Below are 1,581 nucleotides of genomic sequence, written 5' to 3'. Positions count from 1 at the left end.
GCCGCCGCCACGGGTCACGAAGCCGGTGGTCGGCAGGCCGAAGGCCTCGTTGAAGCTGGGGATGCGGAAGCCCTTCGACCAGGTGCCGCGTATCGCCAGGGCGCGGATCGGCGTGAACTTGGCGCCGACCTTGGGCGAGAAGTTCTTCTGCCCGGTCGAATAGCTGTCGTAGCGGCCCGAGAGGTTCAGCTCGATCTTCTCCAGCGCGGTCGCCTGGACTTCGCCAAAGGCCGAGAAGACCTTGCGGCTGCCCGAGGTGCCGACCGCGTTGATATTGTAATAGCGCTCCCAGGGATGCGCGTCGTTGCCCGGATTGGCGCTCGGCGCTTCGATCGATTCATAGCGATAGGAAATGCCGCCCGCCGCATCCACGCCGCCGCCCGGCAGATCGAGCACGTGCCGCGACAGGTTCGCGGTCGCCTGCCAAAGGTCCGAGTTCGACACGGCGGTGTTGTCTGGCATGATATAGTCCCAGACGCTCTGCGGGTTCGCGGACGGATTGGTGAAGTTGAACGTGCCGCGCGCGAGCACGTCCATCACCCGCTGTGCCATCACATAATTATACTGGGTGCGGGTGAGCTTCGAATTGGCGGCGACGAAGTTCGCCGAATAGTCGAAGCCCGCGATCTGGCCCGACAGGCCGATCGTGCCGCGCAGCGTGCGCGAAATCGCCTCGTCCCTGCGGGGCCGCTCGGAGCGGAACAGGACCTGCGCGGTCTGGCCGGCCGCGGCATAGGGATTCTGCGGGTTGAGCACGCCGTTGGTGGCGTTGCAGCCGGTGTTCAGCCCGTTGGGCGTGCCCACGCCGCTCGCGCAGACATAGACCGGCATGATGACGCTATAGGTGCCCACCGTGGTCGGATCCGGCATCGTGCCGCTGAAGGCGTGCGGCGTGGCGGTCCCGACGGTGGACGTCTTGTAATAGTTGGCCTGCGCGTAGAATTGATGCGAATCACCGATATTGGCGGTGAAGCGGCTGGACACGCCGAAGCGCTCCACATCCGGCAGCAGCATCAGATATTCCGCCTGGTTGCCCTGGCAGACCTGGCCGCTCGCGGGCGCGGAACCCAATGCCGCGATCTGCGCCGCCGAGAGCTGGAACGGCGTCCAGCGCCCGCAGCCGAGAGAGGGGTTGATATAGGAGAACCGCCCCGAACCGCTGGCGTTGCCCGGCGTCGTCACCGGACGGATCATGGGGATGCCAGGAAGCGAGGAAAGGCCGTTGATCGTGCCATCGGGGCTGATGCCGTTCCAGTTCAGATTGTGCATGCAGGCGCCGCCGGCGTTGCAGATGCGGCTCCAGTCCGTCGTGTTGAACGGATAGCCACGGTCCCGCGCCCAGAGCGGGTCCTGCTTCATATATTCGCCGCTGACGTAGAAATTGAAGCCCTGGTCGTTCAGGTCGCCATAGCCCCAGGTCAGGTCGGCGCGCCGCTCGCCCGCATCGCCGCGCTGCGAGATGCCGGCCGAGACATTGGCGTGCAGGCCCTTGATCTCCTTCTTGGTGATGACGTTGATCACGCCGGCCACCGCGTCGGCGCCATAGGTCGACGAGGCGCCGTCCTTCAGCACGTCGATGCG

Annotated in this window: 1 protein-coding gene; it reads right to left on the bottom strand. The window is 65.6% G+C overall.

All coding sequences use genetic code 11. From position 1 onward, the window contains the following. Positions 1 to 1,581: TonB-dependent receptor (locus CAP40_RS20075; protein WP_218822092.1), on the bottom strand; the 1,581-nt coding region annotated here is incomplete at both ends.

The organism is Sphingomonas sp. IBVSS2 (assembly GCF_002127225.1).
Lineage (GTDB): Bacteria > Pseudomonadota > Alphaproteobacteria > Sphingomonadales > Sphingomonadaceae > Sphingomonas.
This window is presented reverse-complemented; position numbering and strand designations above follow the sequence as displayed.